The following is a 24,777-nucleotide window of genomic DNA, read 5'->3' as shown; positions in this document are numbered from 1 at the left end:
ACACGCTGTAGTGACATGTCGACAAGTTGCAGGGAGGTCTGTGCCGGTAAGGGCGGGTATGGGCAGCTCCCCTGATGGTCCCTGTCGGGAAGGAACCAGGAAGCCGTCCACTCTTTTCAGCTATGCGTCGATTCTGTTTGCGGATCGGAGCCGTGCGAAGCTTCGGGCGAGCAGCCGGGAGACGTGCATCTGCGAGACGCCCAGCTCGGCACTGATCTGGGACTGCGTCAGGTTGTTGTAGTAGCGCAGCAGGAGGATCCGTTGCTCGCGCTCGGGTAGTTGCACGAGCAGATGGCGGACCAGGTCCCGGTGCTCCACGCCGTCCAGCGCGGGGTCCTCGTAGCCGAGCCGGTCGAGCAGCCCCGGTAGCCCGTCGCCCTCCTGGGCCGCCTCCAGTGAGGTGGCGTGGTAGGAGCGCCCCGCCTCGATGCAGGCCAGCACCTCCTCCTCCGTGATGCGCAGCCGCTCGGCGATCTCGGCGGTGCTGGGTGACCGGCCGAAGGCCGTGGTCAGGTCCTCCGTCGCGCCGTTCACCTGCACCCACAGCTCGTGCAGCCGGCGCGGTACGTGGACGGTGCGGACGTTGTCACGGAAGTAGCGCTTGATCTCGCCGACGACGGTGGGCATCGCGAACGTCGGGAACTGCACGCCACGGTCCGGGTCGAAGCGGTCGATGGCGTTGATCAGGCCGATGGTGCCGACCTGGACGACGTCCTCCATCGGCTCGTTGCGGCTGCGGAAGCGGGCGGCGGCGTACCGGACCAGCGGCAGGTTCGCCTCGATCAGGTCGCCACGGACACGGCCGTGCTCGGGGGTGCCCGGCGTGAGGTGCTTCAGTCGCCCGAAGAGCACCTGGGTGAGGGCGCGGGTGTCGGCGCCGCGAGCTCTGGGTGGAGTGGGTGGGGCTTCGGCGGCTTGGGCGGGTGGGGAGTCGGTGGCTTGGGCGGGTGGGGAGTCGGTGGCTGGGGCGGGTGGGGAGTCGGTGGCCGGTTGGGGGTCCGTGGTCGGGGCGTACGTGTGGTCGGCGCGGGCGGAGACGGTGGGGGTGCCGGAGGCGCCGGCGGCTTCGGGGGCGGGGGGCGCCTCGGAGGGGGCGGACTGGGGTGAGGTACGCGCCGGCACGGTCAAGGCCACACCCCTTCTCTCCGTTCGCCTCTTTGGCTGAGACGCGGCATGATCGCCGAGCGGCCGGGGGAGAATCGTTCACCTCACCGGCAAAAGCGGTCATAGCATCACAAGGGTCGGTCGCTGTGTGCAAGCACCGCATAATGCCGTGTTGGCGGTGAGTTGAGGGGGAAAACGCGGTCGAGCCCCTCACCGGCGGGGTGCGGGGCTCGTGGCGCGGGCGGCTCAGAACTCGTAGTCGGCGATCACCCACGTGGCGAACTCGCGCCACAGTGCGACGCCGGCCTGATGGTCCGGGTGGGCGAGGTAGCGCTGGAGCGCCGCGGTGTCCTCGACGGCGGAGTTGATCGCGAAGTCGTAGGCGATGGGCCGGTCGGAGACGTTCCAGCCGCACTCCCAGAACGTCACCTCGGGGACGAGGTCGCCGAGCGCCTGGAAGGCCGCGGCGCCCGCGACGACGCGTGGATCGTCACGGGTGACGCCGTCGTTGAGCTTGAAGAGGACCAGGTGGCGGATCACGGTGTCTCCTTTGGGGGATGGGTGAGGAGGAAGGGGTGCTCACGGCAGCACCAGTTCGCCGGAGGCCGCGAGGCACGCACCGCCGGTGACCGTGGGGGCGCCGTCGGAGAGGGTGACGCGGATGTCCGAGGGCCGGCCCAGGGCCTGACCCTGACGGATGGTGAGCGCGTCGCCGGCCAGCCCCGCGCGGTGCAGCAGGCAGGCCAGCGGCCCGGCCGCGCTGCCGGTGGCGGGGTCCTCGACGATGCCCGCCATGGGGTTGACGAACCTGGTGTACGCGCCGGCCCCCGACGCGTCGCCGGCCACGGCGTACAGGTACACCCCTTGGCCGCCGACGCCGGGCAGCAGGCCCCGCAGCCGCTCGGCGTCGGGGCGTGCCGCGTCGACGGTCTCGGGGGACCGGAGCGCGACCATCAGGTGGGACGCGCCGGTGGACACCGTCTGGGCGACCGGCAGCCCGGCGGCGCCGAGCGCGTCGACGTCGAGGCCGAGCGCCGCCGCGAGGGTGGCCGTGTCGGTGATCTCGTGACCGTACTCGGGCGGTGACTGGCGCAGGCCCACGTCCAGCCGCCCGTCGGTCCCGGGGGCGATCGTGACGGGCAGCACCGTGGTGCCGAGCTGCTGGTGCCGCAGGGTCGGCTCGACGGGTGCGAGCGTGCCGAGCCGGCCGCTGTCGGCCAGCCACCACCAGGCTCCCAGCGCGTTGTGGCCCGCTCCGAACACCTCCACGCCACCTGCCGTGAACGAGCGCAACCGGACGTCGGCGCCGGGCACCGTCGGAGGGAGCAGGAACGTCGTCTCGGCCTGGTTGAACTCCCGTGCGATACGCGGCAGCACCTCTTCGGGGAGGCGATCGGCGTCGGGGACCACGGCCAGCGGATTGCCGTTCAGGGGCGTATCGCTGAAGACGTCCACCAGGAAGAACGGCGTTCGGTCGGACATGGTGACTCCTCTCGTCGCACGTCTACGGGCAGTTCGAGGCTACGTTGCCCGCACCGGAGTCGATCGCAGGGGGAACCATGGCCCGGCCCGCCTTCTTCGGCGACTTCACAGGCTTCTCGCGCCGATGACCAAGGAATCCTTGGGAACGTTGTCTACGGCATGCCGTTGCCCCGTAAGACCATCACCCGGCCCGAGCGCCCGGGAGCGGTGACCCAGGACGTGGCGGCGGGGTGAGGTGGGATGGGAGGAGAGCGGCGCTTCGTGGCGGCTCGGGTGCGGCACCGGCTCGGCCCGTGCCGCGGCGACGAAGGCCGGCGGCGGGCATGGACGGGAACGGTGCCGGGAGCGGGAGCGGGAGCAGTGACGGTGGCGGTGGCGAGCGCAGGGCCGGCCGGACGGATGCCGGCTGGGGTCAATTGTGGGCGCCGTCGGCTATCCATGTCATGAAGTCGCCGATGGACTTGGCCGCGCTCGATATGCCCTCGAACCCGATCTGGACGTAGTCCGCAGCGTTCTTCGGATCCGTGATGATCACATAGAGCACGAAGACGATCACGACATAGAGTGCGATCTTCTTCGGCTGCACGGTGCTGTGGCCTCCCCTGCCTGCTGTGTCACACGAGTCCCTTGATTCCCGGCGGCGAGTGTAACCCGGCTGCGCCTGACGGACGAGGACGGAAACGGTGACGGCGCATCACGAAGGGCCCGATCCAACGGACCGGGCCCTTCTTCGCCGTGCCGTGAACGGCGGGACGGAGCAACCGTCGGCGAGGTGCGCCGCACCCCTGTGCGAGGTCTGTTCGTCCTGGTCAGACCGGAGTGCGAAGGTGCTCGCAGCGGCTTCGGCGGCCGGCCGCACCCAGGCGCGCCGTCACCGGGTCACGCGGTAGGTGATCCGCCGGAGCAAAGTCTCCGCCGGGCCGCGCTGGTCACGCACGCTCAGTGCCTGAGCGGCGGCGAGCGACAGCAGCCACACCGACACGGCGGCGACGGCGGCGGTGTAGGTGCCGCCGAGGTGCAGCATCCACGGGGAGAACAGCACCAGCCAGGCCACGGATTGCAGCAGATAGCCACTCAGGGAGCGCTGGCCGAGCGCGACCACCGGCTTGAGCGCCGGCGCGAGCTCCTTCGTCCGACCGCCACCGGCGGCGCCGAGTCGCAGCGCGATCAGCCCGAACAGGGCCACGTACCCCGGCCCGCCGTACTCGCCGCTCACGTCGTTCAGGTACGCAAGGGCGTGGACGGTGTCCGCGTCGACGTGCAGGACGCCGGCAGCGACGAGCGCGTAGGGCAGCGCGCCGGCGAACGCCAGGCCGAGGCAGCCGACGGCGGTCCGGCGCAGCAGCACGCGGTGTGCCGCCGGGTTCTCCAGGATCTGGTGGCGGGCGGCCCAGATGCCCAGCCAGGCGATCACGATGAACCCGAGGGCGTACACGGTGTGCTCGGGCCATTCCGTCAGCCGGTCGAGCACGGACCGGGCGTAGGACGAGGCGGCCAGCGACGGGTTCGCGGTGTCCGTGAGCACGGCGTGCCCGCGGTGGGCGCCGGTGAGCGCGGTCACCGCCAAGTAGCCCACCATGACGATCTGGATGCCCCACACCCACAGCACGAGGCGGTGGAACCGATCCCCGCGCGGCAGCAGTAGCAGGGTGGCGACCAGGCCCACGATGCCGTAGGCACCGAGGAAGTCCCCGAAGTAGAGCAAGGTCCCGTGGACGAGCCCGAGGCCGACCAGGCAGGCGTTACGGCGTAGCAGCACCCGGCGCGCGGCCGCGCCCTGGCGTCGCGCGATCTGGACCAGGCCGTAACCGAACATGACGGCGAAGACCGGATAGGCGTGGCTGTCGATGAACGTGATCATGAGGAAGTTGACGACGCGCTGTGCGCCGTGCGGTGTGCCGTCCATACCGGGCTGGCCGGCAAAGGCGCAGTTCGCCGCGTTGGCGAGGGCGATGAAGAGCAGCATGGCGCCACGGGCGAGGTCCGGGGCGAGCACGCGCTCAGCGCGGCGTACGGGCCCCGTTGACGCCGGCGCTGTGGTCAGGGAAGCGGTCATGCATTCAGGCTCGCCGCCGGCGCCGCGTCCTTCGAGGGGCCTGGCACCCGTCCTGGGGTGGTGCCAACACCCCTAGCAGGCCATCGGAGAACTTCTGATTCAGAGGAGGTAAGATTTATCTGGGCAAATAAACAGGGGAGCCGCCGTGACGCAGACCCAACGGACCCAACAGACCGAACGGACTCAACAGAGCGAACAGGCAGAGCGGGCCGGGCAGGCGCGACAGAGCGAACAGGCGCAACAGGCTGGGCGGACCTTCACCAATGCGGCGCGCCGGGCGCAGATCGTGGCGGCGGCGATCGACACCATCGCCGAACTCGGCTACGCCAAGGCGTCGTTCGCCAAGATCACCAAGCGGGCCGGGTTGAGCAGCCCGCGGATGATCTCGTACCACTTCGCCGACAAGGACGATCTGATGCACCAGATCGTCCGGGAGGTGTTCACGGCCGGGGCGGAGTTCATCGGTGCCCGCATGGCGGTCGAGGAGACGGTGGCGGCGAAGCTGCGCGCCTACCTGGAGGCCAATCTGGAGTTCCTGCGCGCGCATCCGCGGGAGATGGTGGCGCTCACCGAGATCGGACCGCACGTGCGCGATGCGGACGGGCAGCCGTACACGTCGCAGAGCACGCAGGAACCGGGCGTGCGCGGGCTGGAGGAGTTGCTCACCGCAGGGCAGCGCAGCGGCGAGTTCCGCGACTTCGACGTCCGTGCGCTGGCGGTGATGATCCGCGGCGCCGTCGACGCCGCCGCCCAGCGGCTGCGCGGCGAGCCGGGCCTGGACTTCGACACGTACACCCGGGAGCTGGTCACCGCGTTCTCGCTGGCCACCGGGTCCCGGTGAGGCGCCGTACCGACACCCGCGCGAAAAGCCCCGTTCGGAAAGGTTGTGTGATGGCAGAGAGTCCGGGCGCGCAGCGTCCCGCACCGGCCCATGGGGCCCTGAGCCGCGTCCTGACGGTGCACGTACTCGTCCCGCTCGTCCTCTTCTACGGCCTGCGCTGGCTGGGGGTGAACCAGTTCCTCGCGCTGCTGGCCGGTGCCGTGATCCCGGCCGCCGGGGCGGTACGGGGCCTCGTCGCCGAGCGCCGGATCGGCGGGTTGCAGGTCTTCATGCTCCTGGCGATGGGCCTGACCGTGGCGATGTCCTTCGTCACCGGCAGCCCGCGGCTGCTGCTGATACGCAACGGCTGGGGCATGGCCGCCATCGGGGTGTGGATGCTGTGCACGCTGCTGTCCCGCAGGCCGTTCCTCTACGAGGCGACGAGGATCGTCGTGGACGAGGACCGGCGGCGGATGCTGGAGGCCAACTGGGAACGCCATCCGGCGTTCCGCCGGCTGCTGTGGATCTGTAGCGCTTTCTGGGGCGCTGCCTGCCTGCTCGACAGCGCGCTGCGGACCGTCCTGGCGATGACCCTGCCGATCGACCTGGTGCCGGTCCTCGACGATGCGCTGCTGGCGGTGACCGTGCTGGCGATCCTGGCCTTCCAGCGGTTCTTCGGGCGCGGCTACCTGCGCCGTCACGGGCTGCGCAGCCGCGGCCTGGTGATCACTCCGCTGGCCGGCACCGGGCGGCCGGCGTGACGGTGGCGACGGGCTGCGGCCCACGCAGGTCGACAACCGGCCGACGGGGTCACGGCGTCCCCGTGTCGCCGTGACCCCGCGCTCGCCGCCGGCAGTGTGCGAACGGCCGGCGGCCGGGTGACTCAGCGCCGGGCGAAGATCGGCGCCCAGTTCTCGGACGAGGACTCGCGCCCCCCGGTGCTGCCGCTCAGCGGGATCATGGTGTCGTCGCCGATCGTGACGAGCGCCAGCCTGGTCTGGAACCTCAGCGTGCCCGGTGTGGTCTCCCCGACGATGAGCCGCTTGTCGTCGGCCCAGGCGAGGTGGTCGACGCCGGGGGTCTTGTAGAGCCGTTTGCCGGTGTACGGATCGAGGATGTTGGTCGCCGAACCCTCGTCCTCGTTGATGTAGCCGGCCAGGAGCTTGCCGTTCGGGGACAGCCCCGGTCCGGGGGACTGGCGCAGGTACTTGTCCTTCGCCGGCGTGGCGACCTTCTCGCCCTTGAAGTTGTAGAACTGCACGTGGGAAGCCGACCAGAGATCCGGGGAGACCAGCGTGCCGTCGGTGTTGAAGACGAAGTCCACGCGGGGGTCGACGCCCTTGGCGTGGATGGTCACCGGGTTCCAGGCGCCCTTTCCCGCCTTCAGGTCGAGGATGTAGAAGCCGGTCGCCAACGCCTTGTCCGGCTTGCTGTACCAGTCGTTCTTCTTGCCGTCGCCGTCGGCGTCGTCGGGTGCACGCAGGCGCCCGTCGGGTTGCGTGTCGTACGTGGTCGCGAGGATTCTGCTGCCGTCCGGCGAGTACGCCACGCTTGCGACACCCCGGTCGACCGGGATCCAGTCCACGACCTGGCGGCTGACCAGGTCGTACACGCCGATCCGGCTGGCCGGGAGATGGCGCTCCAGGACGGCGGCGGTCCGCATGCCCGGGGCGACGGCGAGGAAGGACCAGCGGGCGTCCTTCTCGTACTTGCCGGTCTTCTGGTTGAGGATCCAGTACGTGCGCTGCAACAAGCCCTTGTCGGGCGACTCCTCGACGACGCTCGACGTGGAGTACGCGGCGAGCGCGGTGTCCCCGGCCGCGATCAGGTTGCGTGGCGGCGACTGGTCGGGGTGGGCGATGACGTCCCTCTTGTCCGTCTCGCTGGCCAGCGGTAGCCCGTCGTCGAGGGAGGGCGGAAGCGGCACGTCGAACTGCCGGAGGCGGGGCAGCGAGACGTCGTTCTTGCCGGAGTGCTGAACGGGTGCGTCATGGCCGGCGGAGTCCAGTCGCGGCACTCCGATGGCGAGGGCGACCACGGCGGCGGTGCACGCGGCGACGGACGCGAGGGCACGGATCCGGCGACGGCGCCCGACGGCCAGCACCTGGTCGGCAAAGCCCGGACCCATGGGTGGCTCTTCTGCCGCCTGTTCACGCAGGGAGTCACGGAGCAGCTCGTCGACGTTCATGGACGGACCTCCACGGGCGAGTAGTCAGCGGTCGGCTCCCGCTCGGCGTTGGCCGGGCCGAGTGCGGCCAGTTCCGGGGCAAGGGCGCGCAGCCGGGCGAGCGACCGGTGCGTGGTGGACCGCACGGTGCCGACGGAGCAGCCCAGGACACGGGCCACCTCGGCCTCCGGCAGGTCCTCGAAGTAGCGCAGGACCAGCACGGTGCGCTGCCGCGCGGTGAGGCGGGCCAGCGCGCCGCGCATCAGCAGCCGCAGCTCGGTGACTGCCGGGCCGTCTCCGGGAGTGCTCACTTCCGGTGGTTCGGCGACGCTGATCTCACGCCGCGGCCATTTCAGGCGCCAGATGCTGACCTGCTGCCGGTACAGGATCTGGCGGACGTACGCTTCGGGTTCGTCGATGCGGTGCCACTGTCTCGCGGCCTTGATGAGGGCGTTCTGGAGCAGGTCCTCCGCCGCGTGCCGGTCGCCGCCGCTCAGCAGCACGGCGGTCCTCAGTAACGCTGTGGACCGTCCTGCCACGAATTTCTGGAAGCCCTGCTGATCTTCGGCATCCATCGTCACCTTCTCTCTGGGTGGGGCTGGTGCTCCACCTCCCGTCATCAGTGGTGACGCGGCTCTTGGAGCGCCGCTATGCCAGTGGTGACGAGGCAGCGATGCAAAAAACCGCCCCCAACCTGTCTTCGCAGGTCAGGGGCGGTTTCGCTGGCGGTAGCGGAGGGATTTGAACCCTCGGTGACTTGCGCCACACTCGCTTTCGAGGCGAGCTCCTTCGGCCGCTCGGACACGCTACCGAGACAGATCCTAGCCCACGGTGGGCCGTGCTCCGAAATCCGTTTCCGGTGCTGTTGCGGTTCGGGGCCGTGGGCCCGGGGCCGAGGACGGGGGCGCCCCACGGTGGGGCAGGTCACCTGGTGCGGAAGAAGTCGGTGAGCAGGCGTGCGCAGGAGTCGGCGAGCACGCCGTGGATCACCTCGGGGCGGTGGTTGAGGCGGCGGTCGCGTATCACGTCCCAGAGGGATCCGGCCGCTCCCGCCTTCTCGTCGCGTGCGCCGTAGACCAACCGGTCGACGCGGGACTGCTGAATCGCGCCGGCGCACATCGTGCAGGGTTCCAGGGTGACCACGAGGGTGCAGTCGGTCAGCCGCCAGGTGCCGAGGCGGGCTGCGGCACGCCGGATGGCCAGGAGCTCGGCGTGCGCGGTGGGGTCGCCGGTGGCCTCACGTTCGTTGTGCCCGGTGGCGAGGACGGTGCCGTGCCGGTCCAGCACCAGGGCGCCCACGGGCACGTCGCCGCCCTGGACGGCCTGTGCGGCCTCGTCCAGGGCGTGTTGCATCGCGGCCTGCCAGCGGTCGCGTACCGGGTCGGGCTGCGCCGGTCGGCTCGCCCGCTCGGGGCCGTGCGCCGTGCTCACCTCACGCGCCCCGGGGTGGGTGGGGTGGGTGTAGGGGTCAACGGACCGTTTCCAGCACCTCCGCCGCGCCGAGGGCGTCGGCGATCTCGCTGAGCGCGTCTCCGCTGTCCAGGGCGAGCAGGTCCTTCTCGTCGACCCCGAGGTCCGCGAGGATCTCGACGTCGCCGAGCGGCCCGGACGGCACCACGTCGTCGGCGTCCTCCAGGTCGGGGTCGGCGGCCTCGCTCGGCTCGCCGTCCTCGGTGCCGTCGAGGTCGAGGGCGTCCAGGTCGTCGCCGTCGTCCTCGGCGCCGGGTTCCCGGCCGAGCAGTTCGTCGGTGAGCAGGATCTCCCCGTACGCGCTACGGGCGGCAGCGGCGCCGTCCGAGACATAGATCCGGGGGTCGTCCTCGCCGTCCACGCGGACGACGCCGAACCACGCGTCCTCCTGTTCGATGAAGACGAGCACGGTGTCCTCGTCAGGCGAGGCGTCCCGGGCCAGGTCGGTCAGATCCGACAGGGTTTCCACATCGTCGAGCTCTGTGTCGCTCGCTTCCCACCCGTCTTCGGTGCGCGCGAGCAGTGCGGCGAAGTACACCGTGACTCTCCCACTGGTCATAGGCGTGCCGGTTGGTGGTCCCCCCGGCGGCGGCTGGAGGCGGGGTGCTGTGCTGCGGCATCGTCGTTCCGCCCCATCGGAATCGTGGCAGAAAGAACGGCTCCAGGAGAGGTCTTCTGCCCCCTGTGTCCGCTCTTGTTTTCGTCGGATCCGCCTTTCGGGCAGTTCTGCGGTGCCACGGCCCGCTCCCGTCAGGTACCCGAAGTCCGGAGTCTGCGCCATTGCAGGGCCCGTGCGAGCTCCGGCCGCGACCCTCGCCGCGGATGTGCCGCCACCCGTGGGAAACGGGGGAAGCCTGCGGCCAGGAGGGCGAACGGACACTCGGGCGAGGGAATCGTACGACGCCGTGGCCGCGTAGTCCCGTACTCGGGCACGACCGATCGCCTGGTGGGCGCGGTGCTACCAGCGGAATGAGCGCATGCGCAGGGCCTGGCGCTCTCGTTGCGCCCGGGCGCGCCGCGGCTGGACGCGGGCGCGCAGCTCACGGGCCTCGGTCAGCTCACGGAGGAACTGCGCCCGGCGCTTCCTGCGTTCGGCCGCGCTCTCCTGCGTCGACCTGCCCCCGGACGAGCGGGGCGCCGGCGCTTCCGGCTCTCCGGTTCCTTGCTGGCTGTGTGGTCTTGCGGCATCCGCGTCAGGCATCGGCCTCCACCCCCGTAGTCCTACCGTCTTCCCTCCGACGGCCGGTTTGATGCGGGCGCAGGGCGCGGCAGGGGCACCGTTACTGTGGGCCCATGCGTCTCCACGTTGTCGACCACCCCCTGGTGGCCCACAAACTCACCGCCCTGCGCGACCGGCGCACCGACTCCGCGACCTTCCGGCGACTCGCCGACGAGCTCGTCACCCTGCTCGCCTACGAGGCCACCCGGGACGTGCGCACCGAACAGGTCGACATCGCCACCCCGGTGGCCGCCACCACGGGGGTGAAGCTGACCAGCCCCAAGCCGCTGGTGGTGCCGATCCTGCGCGCCGGGCTCGGCATGCTCGAGGGCATGGTGCGGCTGCTGCCGACCGCCGAAGTCGGCTTCCTCGGCATGATGCGCAACGAGGACACGCTCCAGGCGTCGACGTACGCGACCCGCATGGCCGATGACCTGTCCGGCCGTCAGGTCTACGTGCTCGACCCGATGCTGGCCACCGGCGGCACCCTGGTCGCCGCGATACAGGAGCTGATCACCCGGGGCGCCGACGATGTGACGGCCGTCGTGCTGCTGGCCGCCCCGGAAGGCATCGAGCTGATGGAGCGCGAGCTGGCGGGCACCCCGGTCACGGTGGTCACCGCCTCCGTCGACGAGCACCTGAACGACAAGGGCTTCATCGTGCCCGGCCTGGGCGACGCCGGCGACCGGATGTACGGCACGGTGGACTGACGCCGGACGGCACACGCGCCCTCACGTGCGGCGGTGCGCCGCCGCACCCCGTCGCGCAGCCGTCGGCAGGACCTCTCGGTTCAGCAGGACTTCTTCGGCGGCGGAGGGGCCGGGTGGGCCAGGGTGTTCAGGGCCTTCGTGGCGGCCGTGCGGGTCGCCAGGCTCTTGAAGCCGTCGCCGATGATCAGGTCGACCTCGGCGCCCTTGCGGGTGTCGGCGCGCTGCTGTGCGCCGTCCAGCTGGGTGCCCAGCACGGGCAGCGCGCCGCCCATCGCGGACGTGCTGCCGAGCAGCATCCCCGGGCCCTTGACCTTCTTGTCGTACTGCGGCGTCGCGTTGCCTACCTTGCCGATCTTGAAGCCGCGCTTCTTGAGCTCGTCCGCGGTGTCCTTGGCGAGGCCGGAACGGGTCGTGGCGTTGAAGACGTTGACGGTGATCTGGCCGGGCTTGGGGAGCTTCTCGGCGCTGCCCGGGGCGGCCGGGGATGCGCTCGCGCCGGCGCCCGCCGCCTGCGACGCCGTGGCCGATGCGGTCGTGCAGTGTTTCCGGCCGGCCGCGTTGGCCTTGTCGCCGCCTGTGAAGACGTCGATGAGTTGCAGGCTTCCCCACCCGAGCAGACCGACCGCGGCGAGCGAGGCGATCAGCGCGAGCACGATCTTGCTGCGTCGGCGGCCGCGGCGCATACGAGGGTATTTGTTCCCTGTGATGCGGTATTTGCCGCCCAAGCCGGGGGGAGTGAGCATGCTCATGGCCGCAGCGTAGTGCGACGGACCGCTCATGCCTACCGGATGATCATCGTATGACGGGCACTTGCCCCCGAAAGGGTCACGGCCCGCCGGCTGTATGGCCCTCCGCCCGGTCCCGGATGGAGGCGGACCGGATGGTGGCGGACCGGATGGAGTCGGGCCGGATGGTGGCGAGGCATGCGGGGCGCGGCGGTCAGTCCAGTTCGAGGACGCGGGCGTGCAGCACCTGGCGCTGCTGGAGCGCGGCGCGCACCGCGCGGTGCAGCCCGTCCTCCAGGTAGAGGTCGCCCTGCCACTTCACGACGTGGGCGAAGAGGTCGCCGTAGAACGTCGAGTCCTCGGCGAGCAGGGTTTCCAGGTCCAGCTGGCCCTTGGTCGTCACGAGCTGATCGAGGCGGACCGGGCGCGGCGCGACGTCCGCCCACTGCCGGGTGCTTTCCCGGCCGTGGTCTGGGTACGGCCGGCCGTTGCCGATGCGCTTGAAGATCACACGGAAAGCCTACCGGGCAACGCTCCGTGGGCGCAGCCGCGACGGTGCACTGGGATCCATGGAAACCGGGAGAATGCCTCCGCAATCCGCATTGAACCGGTACGAACACCCCCACCGGGCGGTACCGCCCGCACCGACCCCGGCCGGCGCGGTCGCCCGAAGGTGCCGCACCGGCCCCGACACGCTGTCAGGCCGCCGGCTTGCGGGCCTCGATGAGGTAGCGCGTGGAGTGCGCGACGAACGGGCCGTCGGAGCGCAACTGCCCATCCAGCTCCCGCAGCCGGTCCCGGTACCGCTCGACGGTGAAGTCCGGCACCATCCAGATCACCTTGCGCAGGAAGTAGACGACCGCGCCGATGTCGAAGAACTCGATGCGCAGCCGTGCGGTCCGCAGGTCGACCACGTCGAGACCGGCCTCGGCCGCGCCCCGGCGCGCACGGTCCGGATGGCGCCCCTGTCGCTCCTCCTCCGAGCGCGGCCCCACGAAGTACTCGACGAGTTCGAAGACGCTGGCCGGGCCGACGTGCTGGGACAGGTAGGTGCCGCCGGGCCGCAGTACCCGGGCGATCTCCTGCCACCACACGGTCACCGGATGACGGCTCGTCACCAGGTCGAATGCGCCGTCCGCGAAAGGCAGCGGCGGCTCGTCCTGGTCGGCGACGACCACCGCGCCCCTCGGGTGCAGCAGGGCGGTGGCCTTGGCCACGTTCGGCGGCCAGGACTCCGTGGCGGCCATCAGCTTCGGCAGGCGCGGCACTCCGGCGAGCACCTCGCCGCCGCCGGTCTGGATGTCCAGAGCGGCGGACGCCCGGGCGAGCCGCTCACCCATCAGCCGCTGGTAGCCCCACGGCGGGCGCTCTTCGGTCGCCCTGCCGTCCAGCCAGGAGAAGTCCCATCCGGCCACGGAGACGGAGCCGGCCTCGGCGATCAGGTCGTCGAAGGTACGGGAGGTGTGGGTGGCGTGGGTGGCGTGGGTGGCGTGGGAGGTGTCGGGGATCTCGGGGTCGGAGGCGGCGTCGTAGGGATGTTCGGCCATGGGGCGAGCGTGGCAGCAGGCACGGCGCGCACACCACTGGTTATCCGGCGGATTGCGAATTGGTGATCAGCCGGTCAGCGGTCAGCGGTCAGCGGGTCGCCGACGCGGACGTTCCAGCGGCCCTGCCGGCCGCTGAGCACGGTGGCGGTCAGCGGGCGTACGTCCAGCCGCCAGAACATCGGATACGGCGCGTCCAGCGCGACGACCAGGGCGGCCCGTACGACGTCGGGTTCGACGACGGCGACGATCCCGTGGGCGGCGGGAGCGGGCGGCGCGGCCGACGGTTCCGGAAGGGCGTTCAGCCAGTCGGCGACCCGGGTGCAGAGCTGTACCAGCGACTCGCCGCCCGGGGGCGTGGCGTGCGGGTCGGCGAGCCAGGCCGCCACGGCGTCGGGCTCCGTCGCGGCCACGTCGTCGAGGGTCCTGCCGCGCCAGGCGCCGGCCGACCAGCCGGCCAGCCCCGGTGCCGGAGCGACCGCCAGCCCCAGCTCCTGCGCTGTCTGCGTGCAGCGCACCGTCCCCGACGCCGGGACGGGGTCCGGACCGCTCGGCAACGCCCCCGCGGCCCGGCGTGCCCGCTGCCGTCCGGCCTCCGTCAGCGGATGGCCGTCCTCGAAGCAGGCGGTGGCCGTCGCCGTGCTGGCGGCGGGCGAGACGAGCGTCACTCGAACCGTCATACCGGCGCCTTTCGTGCCCTCGTGCCCTCGTGCTCTCATGCCCTCGTGCTCACGTGCCGCGGTGTCGTCCGCGAGCTGCGCTGCTCGCCGCCCACGGCCCGCAGGACGGTACCGTTTTCGATCAGATGTCCGCGACACGATCGGATGCGGGCCCCGCATCCGGGCTTCGCATCCGGGCGGGGTCCGGGCCGCGTCCGGCGGCGGATCCCGCGGCCCGCCGGGGGCGAATCCGGGATGAATCCAGGGTGAATCCAGGACGGTTGCCCGCCGGCACGGACGACGTGCGCGAGGGGGAGCGCGCCGGACGGTATTCGTTCGATTCCCCGAACACTGCCGGAACGGTGTCCATAAACGTACGGGAAACGTACGGGATTCCACATCCACGGTGAATTCCGTGCCCGCGGCGCATTCGACAACCGTCGGAATTCTGCTGGGTGCCGGATACGCCTGGGCACGGCTCACACGGACACGGCCGGCCGCGAGGGCCGCCGTGCCCGTGTGAGGGCGGTGCGGATGGCCGGGGGTCGGGTCCACGCCACCGGGCGCTTCCCAGCCGCACCGCGGCGGACCCCGCCCGGGCCCGCCACCGGCGGCCGACCAAGGGCCGGCCGCCGGGGCCACGGGGAATGCGGGTCCTGTGGAAGAGGTGGTTCGACCGGGTCGCTAGGCCTTACGCGCCCGACCCGTCGGGGCACTTCTCCCAGGAGAGCTGGTAGGTGGTGCTGACATCGCCGTCCGTCGAGTCCATGGTCATGAAACTCGTGGTCGTCGTCGGATCGGAGGTGCCGGCGCTCACCCGCAGCTCGGTGTTGATGTTGAAGTTGCGGATCTCACCGCAGGGTGCGTAGACCAGCGAGGCCAGGTCCGTGGTGTCGTTGGCCTCCCAGTTGTCGTCCAGCGGACCGTTGAACGTGTGCGTCCGCTGGTCGGTGGTCGCCTGGCCCTGGAAGTAGTACTGCGCCTTCTGGGTACCGACGGCGCCGTCCTCCAGGTAGCCGTAGCCGCGGTAGTTGACCCCGGCGACGGCGTAGGTGAAGCCCTGTGGGACGTGGATGGCCAGGTTGAGCTGGCAGTTCTTCCGGAAGTCGGTCGAGGTCGAGCCCACCCCGACCTGCGCCAGGTAGTCGCTGTACGTCACGGTGAAGGCGGTGTTGTCATCGGAGACCGCCACCGCGGCGGTACCGGCCGGGCAGCCCGAGCCGTTCACGGTGACCAGTTCGATCACCATTTTGTCGGTCGGTACGTCGTCCCCGAAGTACGGCGGCTGTGCGGTGCCGGGGAGGTTCGGGCCGGTGAATGCCTGGGCGTTCGCGCCGGTGAGCGTGGCGAGGAGGAAAGCGGCTATGGCCCCACCCGCCGCAAGAGCACGAGACATGGTTCTCCCATCACTTGTCTGAGCCGGTGACTGATGCCGTGCTGAATTGCGGGGTCACGCAGCGGACGGGCATTCCATCCAGGAGAGCTGGTAGGTGGTGCTCACGCTGCCGTCGGTGGAGTCCATCGTGGCGAAGCTGGTCTCGCCGGACGATCCGGCGCTGACCCGCAGCTCCGTGTTGATGTTGAAGTTCCGGGTCACGCCGCAGGGCGCCCAGACCAGGTCGGCGTAGTTCGTCGAGTCGTTGGTGTGCCAGTTGTCGTCGAGCGGGCCGTTGATCTGGTGCGTGCTGGACGACGTCTCCGAGGAGCCCATGAAGTAGTACGACGCCTTCTGCACCAGCGAGGCGCCGCTGCCCAGGTACGCGTAGCCGCGGTAGTCGGCACTGGCGATGGCGTACGTGAAGCCCTGGGGCACGGAGACGTTCAGGCTGAGCTGGCAGTTTTTGCGGGACTCGGTCGCGCTGGTACCGCCGCCGGCCTGGGCGAGGTAGTCGCTGTAGGTGACGGTGAAGGCGGTGTTGTCGGCCGAGGCCGCGACGGCGGCGGTACCGGCCGGGCAGCCCGAGCCGTTCACGGTGTTGATGCTCATCTCGATTCTCTGAGACGGCACCGTGGTCTCGGCGGCCTGTGCCTGGGCGATGCCCAGCGTCGAGGCGACGAGCGCGGCTACCGTGCCGCCTGCCAGCAGGTATTTGGACATGATGCTCCAATCGAGGGTCATGAGGCCGTGCGGGATCGACACACCGGTGCATGGGGCACGGGTGCGTGCGAACGGAGCTGCGCGGAAACGATCCTTCAGTGGCCTCGCATGGGTTGACGAGCGGTGTTTCAGTGCACTGAGAGCGGTACGGCGTACCGCGGCGATCGCTGTGCGGTGCAGGGATACGAGCGGGTGCCACGGCACGCGGTGGAACAACGACGCGTGACGTACTGACGCGTGACGTACTCAGGCGATCTGATGCCGCGGTCGTGGGGAGGCCGGACGGAGGGGGGACCTTCTAGAGCGTCCTGGCCGGGCCGACGGCAGAGCAGCCACCGCTCGCAGGGGGACGAGCGGGGTGTGCGGGTGCGGTCGCACACGTGGTGCGGCCGGTGTGGGGTCGGGGTCGTACGGTGCGCATTCCGACACCGCGCACAACGCGGCCATGGCTGTGCGGGGGTGCGGAAGCACGGATGGAGCAGAAGTACGGACGTGCGGTCGAGCCGAGAACCACGGGGAGCGACCCCGAGGGGGCGGGAGCACGTCCGACCCAGGCCGTCGTACGACTCCTTCGCTCCGGGAAGCGCGCGTACCGGAACTGCCGCCTCTCGCCACCCTTGTGAGGGTCACGAGTGGGAGCGCTCCCAAAGTTACGCCCTGGCCCCCGTTCCGGCAAGAGAGCGGACACCGGAATTACCGTCCAACCCGGCCTTATCTCAAGGCAGTTGGATTCGTCCGATTAGTGTTTGCGTGGTCCAGACTTGGTTGAATTCCGGACCGGAATTCGGTCGGGTTCCCGGCGTCCCGGACCTGCTTGCACGGTCGTTGTCGGGGAGGCCCGTCCGGCGGACGCCGAAGCGCGCGAGCGGGTGCCGGGGCTCAGCGCGGTACGTACGTGGGGAACGTGGTCGTGGTGGGGCCGAAGAAGGCCGTGTAGGCGTCTTCGTGGTGGCGGCGGTGGCGTCCGGAGCGGCGCCGGACGGGCTGTGAAGGGGCGAGGTCGGAGCCCGGGGTGGGCTGGTTGGCCGGGGTGAGCAGCCCGTCGTCGGCGAGCACCTGGACGCGCAGCAACAGCGTCCGCACGTCCAGGCCCAGTTCGGCGGCGACCGTCTGGAGGTCCAGGCCCGACTTCCAGCTCCAGACCAGCACCGAGTCCATGCTGGACGACCAGATCACGGCGTTGTTGGGGCCGTCGGAGCCGTGCCCCGTGGTGCTCGCGGTCGGGTCCTGGGGCGTCATGGGGGAGGCCGGCGTGGCGTGCAGCACAGCGGACTGCGGGGCGTCGAGCACGGCGGCCTGCGGGGCGTTCTGCGGGGTGCTCGGTGGCGTGGTCGGCAGGGGCGGGACCTGGGACGGAAGGGTGGCGGAAGGTTCCTCCTGGTGCGTCGAGGCCGGCGCGTGGGGGCCTGCCACGACGGGACCGGGAGCCGGCGTCTGCACCGGGCCTTGCGCGGTGAACTGTCCGGGGGCCTGGGGCGGGGCGGTCGGGGGTGACGTCGGGGGTGCCGGCGCCTCGTGGATCGGGGTGGGCTTCGGCGCGTAGGACAGCAGGCGCTCGGCGACGGTGCGTGCCGTGCCCCGGCCCACCGTGCGCCGTGCCGTGCGTACCTCGCGCTCGTTGAGTCCCATCAGATCCGCGATCGTCCCGTCCCTGCCGACGGTGACCGCAAAAGCGGCGAGTGCCCTGCTCCGCTCGGCCTGCGCTTCGTGCAGGACCGACTGGGCGTGGCGCACCCGCTCGTCGCTGGCGCAGAACGCTTCCGCCAGGACACTGTTCCGATCCCAGAAATCACGTGGTTCCACGACCGACATAACGGCGATGTGGGCGAGGCCGGCGGATTCCACGCCGAAATACACCTGGATGGCGTAATCGGCAGGGCCCGTGAGGACGGACGAGCGGGTGGGGCAACGGGTGGATGACCGGTTGGATGCACGGGTGGGGCAACGGCGGGGCAACGGGCGAACGCGGCGGCGCCCCGGTCGTTGCCGATCGGGGCGCCGCCGGGTGTGCCGGCCGCCGGATCGCTCGGTGGCCGACTCGCCGGATCACTCGGTGGTCGACTCCTGGAAGCCGATCTTGTACAGCCGGCCGGGCAGGTCGTTGACCATGTAGAGCTCGCCGTCGGTGCCCTCGCCGAAGGCGGTGATCTGCGTGGGTAGGGTGCCGAGCGTGCTGTTGGCGTAGGAGCCGTCGGCGTTCTTGTGCAGGGCCCACACCGTGGACGAGCAGTAGTCACTGGCGATGTACGTGCCGCGCGCCGCGGCGTACGCGCCGTGGTAGACGTAGCCGCCGATGACCGCGCAGCCCTGGTCCGACGTCTTGTACGTGAAGATCGGGTCGGTGAGGGGCGTGTCGGTCGGGCACCGTTCCGGGATGTGCTCCAGGGTGCCCTCGCGGCACGACCAGCCCATGTTCGCGCCGCCCTGCTGCGGCGTCAGGTGGTCGATCTCCTCCTCCTGGCCCTGGCCGACGTCGCCGATCCAGAGCGTCTTGTCGGCGTGGTCGAAGGAGAACCGCCACGGGTTGCGCAGCCCGTACAGCCAGATCTCCGGCCGGGCGTCCGCCTGACCGACGAACGGGTTGTCGGGCGGGACGCAGTACGGCAGCGAGCCGCAGGTCTTGCTCACGTCGAGGCGCAGGATCTTGCCCAGCAGGACGTTCTTGTTCTGCGCGTTGTTCGGCGGGTCGTCGGCGCTGCCGCCGTCGCCCAGGCTCCAGTACAGGTAGCCGTCGGGGCCGAAGGCGAGCTGACCGCCGTTGTGGTTGCTGGCCGCGGAGTGGTCCTGGTCGAGCAGGACTTCCAGGCTGTTGTCGGTCAGCCGGTAACGGGCCAGCGTGACGCGGGCGTCGGGCAGCGAGGTGTAGGCCAGGTAGAGCACCTGGCTCTGGGCGAAGTCGGGCGCCGGCACGATGCCGAGCAGCCCGCGTTCGTTGTCGTCGGCGTCCACCTTGTCGGTGATGTCGATCAGCGGGTCGGGCAGCAGCCCCTCTGCCGGGTCGTAGACCCGGACCCTGCCGGCCTTCTCGACGACGAACAGCCGGCCGGAGCCGTCGTTGGCCGCGGCGATCGCGACGGGCCGCTGAAGCCCCGAGGCAAGCTGGGTGGTGGTCGTCGTCAGCGCGTCCAGCCGGGGGCGGGGGTGGGCGTCGGCTTGGACGGCCATCAGTGGCGCGAAGAGGGCGGCGCAGAAGGCGAGGACGAGCAGCCTGAGCGGTCTGCGATGCGTGGAATGGCGGTGCGTCATGAGCACTCCAGAGGTGCGGGGGGAGATCCTCGTGGCGATGGGGATCCTCGTGGCGATGGAGGTCCTCGTGTCGATGGCGCGGGTGGTACGGAAGGCGCTCTGGGTGAGCGCAATGACGTTACCTGCTTGACAGGTACATGCACTAGGGGTGTGCGGGAGCGCTCCCATGTTCGTGGGTGGAGACGGTCAGTCAGTCAGTCGGTCGGCGGGAGTGCGCCGATGGCACACGGGTGGGCAGCGCAGGCCGGTGGTCGTCGTCGCATACCGGTGCTCGGCGTCGTCGCCCTGCCGGCTTCCGTGGGGCGATGGTACGGAATGGTGAGGGTACGGAACGGCGATGGCGCGGCCGTGGAGGGTCGCGTAGGGATTCATGGGGTCACGCGTTCATGGGTTCATGGGTCCATGGGTCCATGGGTTCATGGAGAGGTAGGTGGATGCCGATGCCGTCTTCAAAGAGGGTCGTGTCGAGCACGGGTGCGCAGCTTCCGATCTGTAGCACCTGCGGCGTGCAGTACGGGGCGCCGCGCGCCGACTGCCCGATCTGCCTGGACGAGCGGCAGTACGTCGGGTGGGACGGTCAGCGGTGGACGACGCTGGCCGAGCTGCGCGCCGAAGGCCGTCGCGGGCGGCTCGACGAGGAAGGGCCCGGCGTCACCGGGGTCGGCACGGAGCCGTCGGTGGCCATCGGCCAGCGCGCACTGCTGATCCGCTCACCGGCCGGCAACGTGCTGTGGGACTGCCTGGGCTACCTCGACGACGACCTCGCCGCCGACATCGAGGAGCTGGGCGGGATCAGCGCGATCGCCGTCAGCCATCCGCACTTCTACGGCGTGATGACCGAGTGGGGCCGGGCCTTCGACGCTCCGGTCTACGTCCATGCCGCGGACCGTGACTGGGTCGCGCGACCCGATCCGGTGATCGAGTACTGGACGGGCGACACCCACCCGATCACGCCCGGCATGACACTGATCAACGCGGGCACGCACTTCGCCGGAGGCACGGTGCTGCACTGGGCCGACGACCCGGAGGGGCGCGGCGCGCTCTTCAGCGGCGACATCTTCATGGTGGTCATGGACCGGCGCTGGGTCAGCTTCATGTACAGCATCCCCAACTTCATCCCGGAACGACCGAGCACCATCCGCCGCGCGCTCGCCCTGGTCGAGCCTTTCGCCTTCGAGCGGATCTACGGGGCGTTCTGGGGGCGCGTGGTCGGCGCCGACGGGGCGGGGGCGGTTCGGCGGTCGGCGGATCGGTATTTGCGCTTTGCGCTGGATGAGGGCTCCTAGCGAGCCGGGGGATGGGTGGGTGGCCTGTTTGCGTCGACACCATCCCGCACTCCTGCTTCGAAGCTCCCCACGCCACCTGGACACGAACCGAAGACGGGACGGCGCGTCGCGTCGTCGGCGATAGCTTCAGGAGGGTTTCTGGCGCTCCGACGACCCCCAGGGGGTGCGCCGGGCGGGCAACCAGCACCGGAAGCTGTCCACCTACGTCACCGCGCTCCTCCGCCACGGGTTCCTGATCCAGGCGCTGGACGAGCCGACGCCCGACGCCCGGGTCGTCGCAGATCAGCCGCAGCGTGCCGGCTTGCCGCCGTCCTTGGTGGTTCATGCTCGCGGCGGGTGATCGGTGCGCGCCCGGCACGCACACCGGTGCGTTCGGGTTCGCCGTACGTGGGGACTGCGAAGATGCACCTCCCTTTGCTGTGAAGAGTCCGGGAGGTGCTTCCCCCGACCCGGTTCGGTGCGGCGTGCGTGTGTTCCTTGCCGCTGTGGTCCTACGTTGGTCATGTGCCGTCGAGCACGGATCGTTACCGCAATCGCCGTCGCTCGTAGTCGTCGGCGTGGCTGGCAAGACACCGAGCGGCCCGTGAATTCGGCAGGACCAGATCCTCGGCGTCGTCAGGGATCGCACCCGCGACGGGGTCCTCCGGTTCGCCCACCCACAACTGCACCGCCTCCCACGCGGAGAAGCCTGCGTTCCAGGCTTCCTCCAACCGTCGATGCCACGGCCCGCCGGCGTCGAACCCGACCGCTCCAGTGCCGCCCCTGCCGACGTAGTTGGCGGCCTCCTCGGTCTCCGAGGCCCATAGGTATCCGATCACGTGGCCTTGAAGAACTACCGGTAGGGAACGAACGCCCGTATCGGTGCACGCGAGATACGTGGTCTGTTCCAAGGTCCATGGACCTAGCGGCCCGAAGTCCCCTGGCCGACCCGTCGGTTCCCAGTAGGACTCAGCCACGGCTTCCCCCTCCCGCCGATCGAGGTTTCACGACGCCATGATGGCCATGTCAGTCTCGACCAGACAGGACCACGAAACCAGACCGGAGGACCGCGTCACTGGATGCGGTCAGCTCCGGGCGTCGGCGGGTCGGCGAGTACGACCTGAACATTCACGCGGAGAGTCTCGGCATCACGGACGCCGGGGACGTGGACGGAGGCGCGCCGGCGCCTGGCACGCGGCGGTGTCTTCGCCTTCTCCCATCGCGAGCCCAGCGCCGGCCAGTGCGGAGCACAGCAGATGGGCGGCAAGTGGCTGGAGGGGCGGGAGAGTGAACTGGTCGTGTATCGCTGGCAGTACGGGCCGGAGCAGTGGGTCGACATCCTCAAGCGTCACGGGTTCAGCACGGCACACGCCGAGGTGCTGCCTCAACCGGAGCCCGGCACCCTGGGGACACTCCTGGCGAGTGGCCGTGTTCCGGACTGACCGATGGCAAGGCACACGGGAAGTACACGGGAAAGGGGGCACCCATCGCTGTCCTCCGCGAAGCCGCCGCGGGACCACGTGGCGGCCAGGCGCACGCGACCGGTACCTAACGCAGCAGCGCCAGCAGCCGCCCCACCGCCTCCGCGGCCGGCTGGCCCACCGCGGAGACGGCTGCCGCGATCTGTGCGAGGGACGCCAGGACGAGGCCGCGTTCGCGTAGGGCGGCCCGGTCGGGGGTGAGTTGGGGCAGGGCGTCGTCGACGGTTCGGGCCTGGTCGGGGGTGAGGTGGGGGCGTAGGTCCCGGAGGAGGTGGGTGAGGTCTGCCACGGCGGCGTGGAGCTCGGCGTCCTGGGTGGCGCCGCCGACGGTGCCGTGGTTGATGCCGACGTTGTCGTGGCCACCGTTCATGTTGACCACGGGGCCGTAGTAGTTCGACGTGTCGCTCACAGCTTGAACCCCGTGTTCCCCCGGCCGCCGTTCATGTTGACGACAGGTCCGTAGTTGTTCGTCTTGTTGCTGTTGTACTGGTGCACGACCGCGCTGAACTCGGCCTGCGGGTTGTCGATCGCGTACACGATCTTTCCGGCGATCTGCCGCAGCTCGTCCACGCTCGGCAGGGTCACGATGACCGCGGAGCCGCTGGCCGTCTCGACGACCAGCACCGGCTTGCGACCGAACACGTCCCTGAAGGCGGCCAGGAACAGGACGCAGATGATGATCAAGGGCGGCTGGTCGTCACCGGCGTCCTGGAGACGCGCCTCATCGCCGCTCGTGTAGGCGATCAAGATGTAGACCACTACGGCGACGACGAGGTATTTCACGAAGCGGAGGGCGGCCGTGCTCCAGTCGCCCTTGAGCTTGAAGGCGTCGACCCAGGTGATGTTGTGCAGGGGGACGGCCGCCGACCCCACCCACAGCACTCGGCTGCTGACCCGGAGGACCAGGGGGGCTCCCCTGCGGGGAAGCGGCGGTATGGGGGGCGGTTGGGCCGGTTGCGGCGGCGGGTCGGGCGGTGGTGCGGCGATGCTTCCTGTCCCGGTCTGGTCCATGCGCTCCCCCGTGTTGTCCCGTGTTGTCGTGCTCCCGTGCTGTGTCGCGGGGACACCATTAAGCCTCTTTGGGTGGTTGTGGGGCAGACGAGAAGCGGCCATTCCACCTGTGTGCGGCTGACACGCGGCCTCGCGGTTCTGGTCGTCCACCCGGCAACGTGGTCCGGAAGAAGCACCCTGGCACCCTGACGACGCCAGAAGCGCCCCCACCCGGCACACGGCCGAACGGGGGCGCTCCGCGCCGGGGAGGCGTCGTGGGTGGGTGGGCAGTCTGGGCGGTCGACCGGCCTGCGCCGACCGGCGACCGGCGACCGTCGGCCATCGCGTGACCGTAGGCCCGCGAACCGCCGCAGGCCTACGACCCGTACACCGCGAACTCGTACACCGAGTCACCCCACTGGGAGTTCCGGCCCGTGGCGTTGATCCGGACGTAGCGGCCCGAGCCGTTCACGTCGACGTCCTGGATGTCGGCCGGGCTGTTGTCGTTCTGGTAGACGGTCGTCCAGGAGTTGCCGTCGTTCGACGTCTGGATCTGGTAGGCCGATGCGCCGGCCGCCTCCCAGATGACCGTCGCGTGGTTGATCGTGTGCGTCTGGCCCAGGTCGACCTGGAGCCACTGCGGGTCGCTGAACTGGCTCGACCAGCGGGTGGTGATGTCGCCGTCCGTGGCGTTCGACGCCGGGAACTCGGCGCTCTCGGCCGACGACGCGGTGGTCGGCTTGCCCTGTGCGAGATTGGCGGTGGGGTGGCCGGCGGGGGCCTTGTTGTAGACGGCGACGTAGTCCACGTTCAGCTGGCCGCCGGAGACCGTGGCCGCGTTGGGGCCACCGCCGTACGCGGCCGGGAAGGCGCCGCCGATGGCGAGGTCGAAGATGATGAAGAAGCTGTGGTCGACGGCGTCGGCCCACTGCGCGGCGTCCACCTGGTCGGCCTTGAGCGTGTAGTAGTTGGTGCCGTCCAGGTACCAGCGGATCTGCTCGGGCGACGTCGACCTGTCCAGTTCCACCGCGTACGTGTGGTAACCCGTCTGGCAGCCGGCGCACGGGCGCTCGCCGCTGCCGACGCCGGTGGACTCGTTGCAGGAGCCGCCCGGCGCGACACCGCAGTGCAGGGTGCCGAAGGTCGAGCTGCGGCCGTTGATGTCCTCCAGGATGTCGACCTCGCCGGAGCCGGGCCAGGTCTTGCCGACCCGAAGCGGGGCGCCCAGCATCCAGAACGCCGGCCAGTACCCGGCGCCGTTCGCCGTGCTGACGTCCGGCTGCTGGATGGACGCCTGCATCCGCACCACACCGCCGGGCAACGCCCCGAACCCGTCGGCCTGCGTCTCCACCCGGCCCGACGTCCAGCCGGTGTTCGGGTCGCTGCCGTCGTGCAGGGCCTTGAGCACCATGTGACCGTTGCCGTCGTGGAATACGTTGGCGGTGCTGGTGGTCGTCGTCTCGATCTCGCCGGTGCCGAAGCTGCTGCCCGGGCCGGCGTCGTAACGCCAGACCTTGGTGTCCAGACCGGTGCCCGCGGCGCCGTCGAAGTCATCGGCCCAGGTGGTGGTGAACCCCTCGGGCGGTGCGGGCACGGAGAGCGGGCGGACCTGGGGCGCGTCCGCGTCCGCGTGCGCGGCGGCCACGGGCTGCCGGGCGGTGGCCTGCTGCGCGGAGACGGTCGGCGAAGCGGTGAACAGGGCCGCCGCGGTGGCGGCGAGGGCCACCAGGCCGACCCCGAC

27 protein-coding genes and 1 tRNA gene are annotated in these 24,777 nt (G+C 70.5%); 5 read left to right on the top strand and 23 right to left on the bottom strand.

Features of this window, described 5'->3' with window-relative positions; genetic code table 11:
- Positions 1–120 precede the first annotated feature (120 nt).
- The 5 genes from NQO67_RS09395 to NQO67_RS09375 form a co-directional block, all read right to left on the bottom strand.
- Positions 121–1,128, bottom strand: coding sequence for an RNA polymerase sigma factor SigF (locus NQO67_RS09395; RefSeq protein WP_305125642.1), 1,008 nt, complete (start codon positions 1,126–1,128; stop codon positions 121–123).
- Between the two features lie 222 nt (positions 1,129–1,350).
- Positions 1,351–1,644 (bottom strand): Dabb family protein, encoded by a 294-nt coding sequence (locus NQO67_RS09390; RefSeq protein WP_255949311.1) that lies wholly within the window; start codon positions 1,642–1,644, stop codon positions 1,351–1,353.
- A gap of 39 nt (positions 1,645–1,683) precedes the next feature.
- Positions 1,684–2,586 carry a PhzF family phenazine biosynthesis protein gene (locus NQO67_RS09385; RefSeq protein WP_255949309.1) on the bottom strand — a complete coding sequence of 301 codons (903 nt, stop codon included), beginning with the start codon at positions 2,584–2,586 and terminating at the stop codon, positions 1,684–1,686.
- 412 nt (positions 2,587–2,998) lie between these two features.
- Entirely contained in the window at positions 2,999–3,142 is a 144-nt protein-coding gene (locus NQO67_RS09380) for a hypothetical protein (RefSeq protein ID WP_255949670.1), read from the bottom strand.
- 315 nt (positions 3,143–3,457) lie between these two features.
- Complete coding sequence (locus tag NQO67_RS09375) at positions 3,458–4,642, bottom strand: DUF418 domain-containing protein (protein ID WP_255949307.1); 1,185 nt, start codon at positions 4,640–4,642, stop codon at positions 3,458–3,460.
- A 145-nt stretch (positions 4,643–4,787) separates the two neighbouring features.
- Between NQO67_RS09375 and NQO67_RS09370 the strand changes: the two genes are divergently transcribed.
- Together NQO67_RS09370 and NQO67_RS09365 are read left to right on the top strand one after the other, a co-directional pair.
- Positions 4,788–5,483 carry a TetR/AcrR family transcriptional regulator gene (locus tag NQO67_RS09370; protein ID WP_255949305.1) on the top strand — a complete coding sequence of 232 codons (696 nt, stop codon included), beginning with the start codon at positions 4,788–4,790 and terminating at the stop codon, positions 5,481–5,483.
- 50 nt (positions 5,484–5,533) lie between these two features.
- Positions 5,534–6,223 carry a VC0807 family protein gene (locus NQO67_RS09365; RefSeq protein ID WP_255949303.1) on the top strand — a complete coding sequence of 230 codons (690 nt, stop codon included), beginning with the start codon at positions 5,534–5,536 and terminating at the stop codon, positions 6,221–6,223.
- 122 nt (positions 6,224–6,345) lie between these two features.
- On the opposite strand, the gene NQO67_RS09360 is transcribed toward NQO67_RS09365, so the two are convergent.
- The 6 genes from NQO67_RS09360 to NQO67_RS09335 form a co-directional block, all read right to left on the bottom strand.
- Positions 6,346–7,650 (bottom strand): WD40 repeat domain-containing protein, encoded by a 1,305-nt coding sequence (locus NQO67_RS09360; RefSeq protein WP_255949301.1) that lies wholly within the window; start codon positions 7,648–7,650, stop codon positions 6,346–6,348.
- Positions 7,647–8,204: a SigE family RNA polymerase sigma factor gene (locus tag NQO67_RS09355; RefSeq protein ID WP_255949299.1), complete on the bottom strand. Its 558-nt coding sequence runs from the start codon at positions 8,202–8,204 to the stop codon at positions 7,647–7,649. The genes NQO67_RS09360 and NQO67_RS09355 overlap by 4 nt, the downstream gene beginning before the upstream one ends.
- Before the next feature lie 148 nt (positions 8,205–8,352).
- Positions 8,353–8,440: transfer RNA gene (locus NQO67_RS09350), tRNA-Ser, on the bottom strand.
- Between the two features lie 113 nt (positions 8,441–8,553).
- Positions 8,554–8,982, bottom strand: coding sequence for a tRNA adenosine(34) deaminase TadA (gene tadA, locus NQO67_RS09345; protein WP_255949632.1), 429 nt, complete (start codon positions 8,980–8,982; stop codon positions 8,554–8,556).
- 115 nt (positions 8,983–9,097) lie between these two features.
- Complete coding sequence (locus NQO67_RS09340) at positions 9,098–9,637, bottom strand: tRNA adenosine deaminase-associated protein (protein ID WP_255949631.1); 540 nt, start codon at positions 9,635–9,637, stop codon at positions 9,098–9,100.
- Positions 9,638–10,057: 420 nt separating this feature from the next.
- Complete coding sequence (locus NQO67_RS09335) at positions 10,058–10,300, bottom strand: hypothetical protein (protein WP_255949297.1); 243 nt, start codon at positions 10,298–10,300, stop codon at positions 10,058–10,060.
- A gap of 92 nt (positions 10,301–10,392) precedes the next feature.
- Between NQO67_RS09335 and upp the strand changes: the two genes are divergently transcribed.
- Positions 10,393–11,028 carry a uracil phosphoribosyltransferase gene (gene upp, locus NQO67_RS09330; protein WP_255949295.1) on the top strand — a complete coding sequence of 212 codons (636 nt, stop codon included), beginning with the start codon at positions 10,393–10,395 and terminating at the stop codon, positions 11,026–11,028.
- Between the two features lie 80 nt (positions 11,029–11,108).
- On the opposite strand, the gene NQO67_RS09325 is transcribed toward upp, so the two are convergent.
- The 8 genes from NQO67_RS09325 to NQO67_RS09290 form a co-directional block, all read right to left on the bottom strand.
- Entirely contained in the window at positions 11,109–11,777 is a 669-nt protein-coding gene (locus NQO67_RS09325; protein WP_255949293.1) for a LytR C-terminal domain-containing protein, read from the bottom strand.
- 190 nt (positions 11,778–11,967) lie between these two features.
- On the bottom strand, positions 11,968–12,264 hold the full coding sequence (locus NQO67_RS09320; RefSeq protein WP_003999914.1) for a type II toxin-antitoxin system VapB family antitoxin: 297 nt from the start codon (positions 12,262–12,264) through the stop codon (positions 11,968–11,970).
- A gap of 187 nt (positions 12,265–12,451) precedes the next feature.
- Positions 12,452–13,300, bottom strand: a complete 849-nt coding sequence (locus NQO67_RS09315) for a class I SAM-dependent methyltransferase (protein WP_255949291.1) — start codon at positions 13,298–13,300, stop codon at positions 12,452–12,454.
- A 74-nt stretch (positions 13,301–13,374) separates the two neighbouring features.
- Positions 13,375–13,977, bottom strand: a complete 603-nt coding sequence (locus tag NQO67_RS09310) for a histidine phosphatase family protein (RefSeq protein ID WP_255949289.1) — start codon at positions 13,975–13,977, stop codon at positions 13,375–13,377.
- Between the two features lie 670 nt (positions 13,978–14,647).
- A complete protein-coding gene (locus tag NQO67_RS09305) occupies positions 14,648–15,352 on the bottom strand; it encodes a DUF4360 domain-containing protein (RefSeq protein ID WP_255949287.1) in 705 nt (234 codons plus the stop codon).
- Between the two features lie 54 nt (positions 15,353–15,406).
- Positions 15,407–16,054: a DUF4360 domain-containing protein gene (locus tag NQO67_RS09300; RefSeq protein ID WP_255949285.1), complete on the bottom strand. Its 648-nt coding sequence runs from the start codon at positions 16,052–16,054 to the stop codon at positions 15,407–15,409.
- 879 nt (positions 16,055–16,933) lie between these two features.
- The gene (locus NQO67_RS09295; protein WP_374118959.1) at positions 16,934–17,788 is read right to left on the bottom strand and encodes a hypothetical protein; all 855 of its coding nucleotides are present in this window, start codon (positions 17,786–17,788) and stop codon (positions 16,934–16,936) included.
- A gap of 312 nt (positions 17,789–18,100) precedes the next feature.
- A complete protein-coding gene (locus tag NQO67_RS09290; protein ID WP_255949281.1) occupies positions 18,101–19,300 on the bottom strand; it encodes a PQQ-dependent sugar dehydrogenase in 1,200 nt (399 codons plus the stop codon).
- A 461-nt stretch (positions 19,301–19,761) separates the two neighbouring features.
- On the opposite strand from NQO67_RS09290, the gene NQO67_RS09285 reads away from it, so the two are divergent.
- On the top strand, positions 19,762–20,586 hold the full coding sequence (locus NQO67_RS09285) for an MBL fold metallo-hydrolase (RefSeq protein WP_255949279.1): 825 nt from the start codon (positions 19,762–19,764) through the stop codon (positions 20,584–20,586).
- A 524-nt stretch (positions 20,587–21,110) separates the two neighbouring features.
- Here NQO67_RS09285 and NQO67_RS09280 read toward each other — a convergent pair.
- Positions 21,111–21,476, bottom strand: coding sequence for a hypothetical protein (locus NQO67_RS09280; RefSeq protein ID WP_255949277.1), 366 nt, complete (start codon positions 21,474–21,476; stop codon positions 21,111–21,113).
- 345 nt (positions 21,477–21,821) lie between these two features.
- Between NQO67_RS09280 and NQO67_RS09275 the strand changes: the two genes are divergently transcribed.
- Positions 21,822–22,007: a hypothetical protein gene (locus tag NQO67_RS09275; protein WP_255949275.1), complete on the top strand. Its 186-nt coding sequence runs from the start codon at positions 21,822–21,824 to the stop codon at positions 22,005–22,007.
- A gap of 106 nt (positions 22,008–22,113) precedes the next feature.
- Here NQO67_RS09275 and NQO67_RS09270 read toward each other — a convergent pair whose 3' ends face one another.
- The 3 genes from NQO67_RS09270 to NQO67_RS09260 form a co-directional block, all read right to left on the bottom strand.
- Entirely contained in the window at positions 22,114–22,455 is a 342-nt protein-coding gene (locus NQO67_RS09270; protein WP_255949273.1) for a hypothetical protein, read from the bottom strand.
- On the bottom strand, positions 22,452–23,057 hold the full coding sequence (locus NQO67_RS09265) for a DUF6232 family protein (protein ID WP_255949271.1): 606 nt from the start codon (positions 23,055–23,057) through the stop codon (positions 22,452–22,454). The genes NQO67_RS09270 and NQO67_RS09265 overlap by 4 nt, the downstream gene beginning before the upstream one ends.
- Positions 23,058–23,412: 355 nt before the next feature.
- The gene (locus NQO67_RS09260) at positions 23,413–24,762 is read right to left on the bottom strand and encodes a discoidin domain-containing protein (RefSeq protein WP_255949269.1); all 1,350 of its coding nucleotides are present in this window, start codon (positions 24,760–24,762) and stop codon (positions 23,413–23,415) included.
- Between the last annotated feature and the right edge of the window lie 15 nt (positions 24,763–24,777).

Origin of the sequence: Streptomyces odontomachi, from assembly GCF_024435355.1 — a bacterium.
GTDB classification, from domain to species: domain Bacteria; phylum Actinomycetota; class Actinomycetes; order Streptomycetales; family Streptomycetaceae; genus Streptomyces; species Streptomyces odontomachi.
Note: the sequence above shows the minus strand (reverse complement) of the source record. Positions and strands in the feature narration are given on the sequence as shown.